We start from the raw sequence: 6,329 nt of genomic DNA on the forward strand, positions 1-6,329 counted from the left end.
ACTAAATGGGAATGCACCCGTGCACACAGGCAATGGTGGCAATCAAGCCGATCAGGGACAACACGATGATCGGCAACCATGACGGGCCGGCTTTGTCGAATCGATCGAAGAGTCTTTGGGAAGCGTTCATGGATCGTTAGCGGTGGGAAGTTGCCGAGCAAAAGAAACCCGATCCATGACATGCTAACAGTTGAGCATGCCAAGGACGACCGGCGGATCGCAGGTCCCAGGCGCCGATCCGACCGTTTTCCCCTTGCGGACCATTTCGCGATCGAAGCCGGCGGTTAGAATGACATGCCGGCAGTGCCCTTTCACTCAGTCCTGAGGTCTTGGAAGCGGCGCCGTGAACCACGGTCGCTGATCGCCCCATGATCTATCAACGTCTCCTTCGTCCGCTGTTGTTTCGCTTTGATCCGGAGTGGGCGCACGATCAGGCGATCGCCTGGGGGGCGGCGGCCACGGGAATCCCCGGTTTGCTTCGCTGTGCGTCACGGATGCATCGCGTCGATGATTCGCGTTTGAACATCCGGGTCGCTGGAATCTGTTTCGAAAATCCGCTCGGGCTGGCCGCGGGGTACGACAAATCGGGACGCGCTGTCGCGGCGATGGCGTCCTTGGGTTTCGGCCACCTCGAAGTCGGCTCGGTTTCGGCAATCCCCTCGGCGGGAAACGCCAAACCGCGTTTGTGGCGATTGCCGATCGATCACGCGATCTGCGTTCACTACGGATTGCCCAACGACGGTGCCGCCGCAGTGGCGAAACGATTGCAAGACCAGTCGATCAGCACTCCGCTGGGGATCAACCTGGTCAACACCAATCATGGCGAGTGTTCGGACGCGATCAGCCCCGACGAGATTCTTCAGGATTACGTCACCGCGGCCGATACGTTGCGGGAGTGTGCGTCGTATTTCATGCTGAATCTGAGCTGTCCCAACACCTCCGATGGCCGAGCGTTTTTTGACACCCCGGGCCACCTCCGCGAGTTGCTTGATCGACTGGCATCGATTTCCATCGATGTCCCACTGTTTCTAAAACTCTCGCCGGACTGGGACGATGCAGCGATCGATCGAATCTTGCAGACGGTCGATGGATTCGAATCGGTCGCCGGGTTCATGTTCAATTTGTCGTCGCGGCGGAGGTCGGGTTTGGCGACGCCGCGTGAGATTTGGAACGATTGGCCCGGCGCGATTTCGGGAGCACCGACGAAGGAATGGATGGACCGGCGAATTGTCAGCCTGTACCGGCAAATGGATCGCCGGCGTCACCGGATCATCGCCGCCGGCGGAGTGGCAACCGCCGAGGATGCCTATCGCAAACTCCGCGCGGGCGCATCGCTGGTCCAGTTGTTGACGGCGTTGGTTTACGAAGGCCCGGGAGTGGTCCGCCGGATCAATCGCGGGCTGTTGGGATTGTTGGAGCACGACGGCGTCTCGCATATCGACGACATCGTGGGTGCGGATGTGGATTTGTCGTAGGGCATGCCGTGGCGTAAGCTTCTAGCTTGCGATCCGGGCCGAAGGCCCGCACGATACCTACTCGGCAGCCGGCTGCAGAACCAAGGTGCCGAAGTTTGACGTGTCTTGCCAGGAATCGTCGTCGGTGTGATTCCATTTGGCGACCGCGCCGCGTTCTCCACTGCCAGGGTCGTCGTTGACTTGCAGTTCGACGCCCAACTTTCGGCCGGCGGTAAGTTGATCGCCCTGGATCTTGATCGCCATTTCGATGACGTATCCCATTTTGGTTTTGCGGGCAGCCGCTTTCAAGTTGGATTCGTCGAATCCGGAGCCTTGGCCCGACAGTTCGCCTTTGTAATTGACTCGGTATTGGGCGTCGTCGGATTCATAATAGGTCGTTCGTTTTTGGTTTTCATCCAAGAAGAATTCGACCGAATCCTGGGCCCATGAATCACTCGCGTCTGCGGACAGGTTTGAGTCTTTGACCTGCCAGAGCGTGTAGAGGTGTTCTTTGTCCCAAAGCACACGCACGGTCGCCGTCGCCATCTCGTCTTCGTCGACGGCTAGTAACGCTTCGACGGCCTTGTTGACGTTCACGCGGGGCGCCTTCTTCCACGCTTCGTCGACCTTGCCATCGATCTCGGGAGTTCCCTGGATCGCCGCGATCGTCGGTTCCTGTGGTTTGGGTTTCGTCTCATCCTGGGCGACGGTCGTGCTGACAAACGCGAGGCATGCGGCGGAAAGTAATGTCAGGCGCTTCATGATTGGAATTCCAAAGACGAGGGGAAGTGAAAAGTGGAATGCCCATCGATGTTATACTGTCGCCGGGGGAGACTCTGTGTCCGAAAAGACGTCCAATGGGGCCAATCGATGAACTATTTCCGTTTGCTTGTGCTGGTGCTCTTGGGTGCGTCGTGTGTCGCCGCGGACGAGCGACCCAACATTCTGTTCATTTACACTGACGACCAGTCGTCGCGAACGGTGGGGTGCTATCCCGAGTCGTTTGACTGGGTGGAAACGCCCAATATCGACGAACTCGCCAAGACCGGCGTCCGGTTTTCTCATGCCTACATCGGGTCCTGGTGCATGCCCTCGCGGGCCACGCTGTTGACCGGGTTGCACCAGCACGGGATCGAGTCGATGCGGATGGTCGGCCAATATCCCGGCAGCGACTACGATCCGAACCAGTGCCGGTTCTGGCCCAGCGTTTTCCGTGCCAACGGGTACACCACGGCTCAAATCGGCAAGTGGCACACAGGGATCGATCCCGGTTACGGCCGCGACTGGGATTATCAAATCGTTTGGAACCGGCCCCGTCACCCCCAGAATTCGCCGAACTATTACGACAACCAGTTGATCAGTAAGAACGGCGGCCCGCCGAAGATGACCAAAGGATACAGCACCGACAACTACACCCATTGGGCGGTCGAGTACATTCACGGCAACGGCCGCACGCCGGACAAGCCCTGGTACCTGTGGCTCTGTTACGGAGCCGTGCACGGACCGTTCACGCCGGCTGACCGACATCGGAACGAGTACCCCGGCATCGATGTGCCGTTCCCCGCCGACGTCTATCCGCCGCGGCCGGGAAAGCCGAAATACGTTCGCGAAATGGAGTTCTGGGAACCCGGCCCCGACGGCGTGCCGGTTGAACGCAAGGTCCGCGACTTAGGCCCCGTCGGCATGAAGGACATTCCTGGACGCCCGCTCGCCGATTGGATTCGTCAATACCATCAGGGCGTGTTGGCCATCGACGAGGGAGTCGGCCGGCTGATGAAAGCACTCAAGGAATCCGGACAAGATGAAAACACCTTGGTCGTCTTTACGTCCGACCAGGGGTTTGCGTGGGGTCAAAAGGGGTTCAAGTCCAAAGTCGCTCCGTATCGGGGAACGGTCGAAGCGCCGTTGATTATTCGTCCGCCCGGAAAGATCGCTGGTCGTTGTGCCGGACGGGTCATCGAGCAACCGGTCAGCGGCGTCGACTTGCCGCCGACGTTCTTTCGCTTTGCCGGAATCGATCTGCCTTGGAAGATGCACGGGTTTGATCTCAGTGAATTATTTCAGTCGAAGGCGGAAAACTGGAATCACCATGCCATGCTGGTCCATACTGCAAAGCAATACGGATCGGCGACCGATCAAATTCCCGCAAGCGATGATCCTGACTTGTATCATGGGCCAGGAGTCCCCTGGTACGTGATGTTGTGTGAAGGGCGTTACAAGTACATCCGTAATCTGGTCGCCGGTGAAACCGAAGAGTTGTATGACATGGAAAACGACCGCGAGGAATTGATTAATCTCGCGCACCACCCGTCAAACGGTTCTCTATTGGAACGATTGCGGAACGCAACGGTCGATGAATTGAAACGCACCGAAGCGGGATTCGTCGATCAGCTTCCGCCGGTCGGGACCGAGCAGATTCGCAAAACGATGAAAGGAACTGAAGAATGAACCGCAGTGTGTTCGGCAATCGATGCCGTGTGGGTTGGTGGATGGTGCTGGCCATCTGTGTCATGGGACGATCGTCGATCGCACAGGATTATCATCCACCCCGGTGTGAGATCGTGCCGCTGGCCGATCATCAAGTCTCGCTACGAATCGACGGTCGCGAAAAGCTGCGTTGGCACTACGGCGAGCAGTACCCGCGACCGTTTTTTTATCCGTTCAACGGACCGTCGGGAGAAACATTGACGCGGATGGGGCACCCGGGCGCCCAGAATCATGATCATCACCGATCCGTCTGGTTTGCCCATCACAAAGTCGACGGCGTCAATTTTTGGGCCGACGGCAGCGGATCGAAAATCCGACAAACACACTGGTACCGTTACCGCGATGGAGATGGAGAAGCCGTCATGGCGACACACCTGTTGTGGATCGACGGCGAGGGCGTCGAGCGGATGCAGCAGGACGTCGTCGTCGCGCTGATGGGTATCGACAACGGCAGGGAAACCGCGGAGCATGCCGTCGAGTTTCAGCTCACGTTTCGTCCGGGCGAGGGAAGAGACAAGGTGACATTGGAGCAAACCAATTTCGGCTTCTTGGCCGTCCGGGTTGCCGCCAGTCTGTCCGCCTACTTCGGAGGCGGACGGTTGACCAATGACGCCGGCGTTCAAGGCGAACCAAGCCTGCATGAAAAACGGTCTCGGTGGATGGATTATTCCGGCCCGATCGCGGTGCCGGCCCCGGAAGGACGGACGCTGGTCGAGGAAGGGATCACGTATTTTGATCACCCCAGCAATCCGGGCTTTCCGACGCATTGGCATGTTCGTCAAGACGGCTGGATGGGGGCGTCACCCGGGATGAAGACCGCGATCGAAATCACCGATGAGAATTCGCTGGTCCTTCGCTACCTGCTGTATGCCCATTCAGGATCCGTTGATCTGCAGCGCGCCGAATCGGTCCACCATGCGTTTGCGAATCGTCCGGGGTTTCGAATCCGCAAACCGAATCAAGATGAACCGCATCGGCAGTATGAGGTGGAGCGGATGCGGTAGTAGAATGAGATCGTTTTGCCCCCATTGTTTTGCCCCGCCTTCGATTGAATCATGATTCTGCCCCCAATGATTCTGCCATTCCTCCTCCGCAGGTTCGCGATGCTCGAAACACGGACTGAGTTTCCACGACCGAAATTGTGGGCACCGTTCACGATTTATGGGGTCGGGCATTAGGTCCTCGTTGGGGACAACGAGGACCGCAAGCTGGAAGCTTGCGCCACTGGTTGGGGATCGTCGGCAAACGTGTTAAAAGAATGGCCGGTCGGATGGACTGTTATTCTTTTTAGTGAGCACATCGATGCAGCAACGTAGACTTGGACGCAGTGGAATTGTCGTCAGCGATATTTGTATGGGCACGATGACGTTCGGGCTTCAGTGTGACGAGCCCACCAGTCATCGCATCTGCGACACGGCGTTCGACGCCGGAATCGATTTTTTCGACGCCGCGGAAATCTATCCCGTGCCGCCGTCGGCCGAACGATTCGGGGTGACCGAAGAGATTGTGGGACGCTGGTTGAGCACCAAGCCGCGTGACTCGGTGATCATTGCGACAAAGGTAACCGGTCCCGGGCACGGCTGGTTCAAGCCGCCGGTTCGCCACGGGAAAACCGCGTTGGATCGCAATCAAATCATCCGCGCCTGCGAAGATTCGCTGCGCCGGTTGGACACCGATTACATCGATCTGTACCAGACCCACTGGCCCGATCACGGCATGCCGTATGAAGAGGTGTTGGGCGTGCTGACGGAACTGCGTGACGAAGGAAAAGTCCGTGTCATCGGCGCTAGCAACGAAACCTGTTGGGGCATGATGAAGGCCTGTTGGGCGGCGGACGTTTACGATGTCGATCGCTACGAGACGGTGCAGAATAACTTCAGTCTGATCAACCGTCGCTGTGAAAGTGAGTTGGCACAAGTCTGCCGCCGCGAAGGCATTTCGTTGCTGCCCTATTCGCCGCTCGGCGGTGGCGTGCTGACGGGCAAGTATCAGGATGGACCGCCGCCTGGGGCTCGCTTTACCGACTACCTGACCGGCGACGGTGAACGTCAGAAACGGATGGCCAAGCGCTTCGTCAATGATCGCACGCTGGAAACCACGCGCCGTCTGACCGAGATCGCCCGCGGCATTGGCGTCAGCGTGACCGCGTTGGCGGTGGCCTGGAGTCGCCAGCATGACTTTGTCGCGTCAACCATCATCGGCGCCACGTCCGTCGAACAATTGAACGAATCGCTGGAAGCACGCGACCTGATTCTGTCCGACGAAATCTTGGCCCGCATCGACGAGGTCGACTTCGAGATTCCGACGCCGATGACCGAAGACGGCCTGCGGCGTCTTTAGTGCGCTGGCAATTCGGAATGGTAAGGCATACGTGTTGGTGTGCAGGCT

The 6,329-nt window shown here is 58.3% G+C and carries 6 protein-coding genes; 4 read left to right on the top strand and 2 right to left on the bottom strand.

All coding sequences use genetic code 11. The annotated features are described in order from the left end of the window. Position 1 precedes the first annotated feature (1 nt). A complete protein-coding gene (locus NZK35_RS33925) occupies positions 2–130 on the bottom strand; it encodes a hypothetical protein (RefSeq protein ID WP_259636965.1) in 129 nt (42 codons plus the stop codon). 238 nt (positions 131–368) lie between these two features. Here NZK35_RS33925 and NZK35_RS33930 point away from each other — a divergent pair, with 238 nt between their 5' ends. Continuing rightward, a complete protein-coding gene (locus NZK35_RS33930) occupies positions 369–1,475 on the top strand; it encodes a quinone-dependent dihydroorotate dehydrogenase (protein WP_259636966.1) in 1,107 nt (368 codons plus the stop codon). 57 nt (positions 1,476–1,532) lie between these two features. On the opposite strand, the gene NZK35_RS33935 is transcribed toward NZK35_RS33930, so the two are convergent. Beyond that, positions 1,533–2,216: a sugar-binding protein gene (locus NZK35_RS33935; protein WP_259636967.1), complete on the bottom strand. Its 684-nt coding sequence runs from the start codon at positions 2,214–2,216 to the stop codon at positions 1,533–1,535. Between the two features lie 108 nt (positions 2,217–2,324). Between NZK35_RS33935 and NZK35_RS33940 the strand changes: the two genes are divergently transcribed. From NZK35_RS33940 to NZK35_RS33950, 3 genes are all read left to right on the top strand, one after another. Beyond that, the gene (locus NZK35_RS33940) at positions 2,325–3,902 is read left to right on the top strand and encodes a sulfatase-like hydrolase/transferase (RefSeq protein ID WP_259636968.1); all 1,578 of its coding nucleotides are present in this window, start codon (positions 2,325–2,327) and stop codon (positions 3,900–3,902) included. Beyond that, on the top strand, positions 3,899–4,945 hold the full coding sequence (locus NZK35_RS33945; RefSeq protein ID WP_259636969.1) for a DUF6807 domain-containing protein: 1,047 nt from the start codon (positions 3,899–3,901) through the stop codon (positions 4,943–4,945). Before NZK35_RS33940 ends, NZK35_RS33945 begins: the two co-directional genes overlap by 4 nt. Positions 4,946–5,243: 298 nt before the next feature. Next, entirely contained in the window at positions 5,244–6,281 is a 1,038-nt protein-coding gene (locus tag NZK35_RS33950; RefSeq protein ID WP_259636970.1) for an aldo/keto reductase, read from the top strand. The last annotated feature ends 48 nt before the right edge of the window (positions 6,282–6,329 follow it).

The organism is Stieleria sedimenti, from assembly GCF_025060895.1.
Taxonomy (GTDB): Bacteria; Planctomycetota; Planctomycetia; order Pirellulales; family Pirellulaceae; genus Stieleria; species Stieleria sedimenti.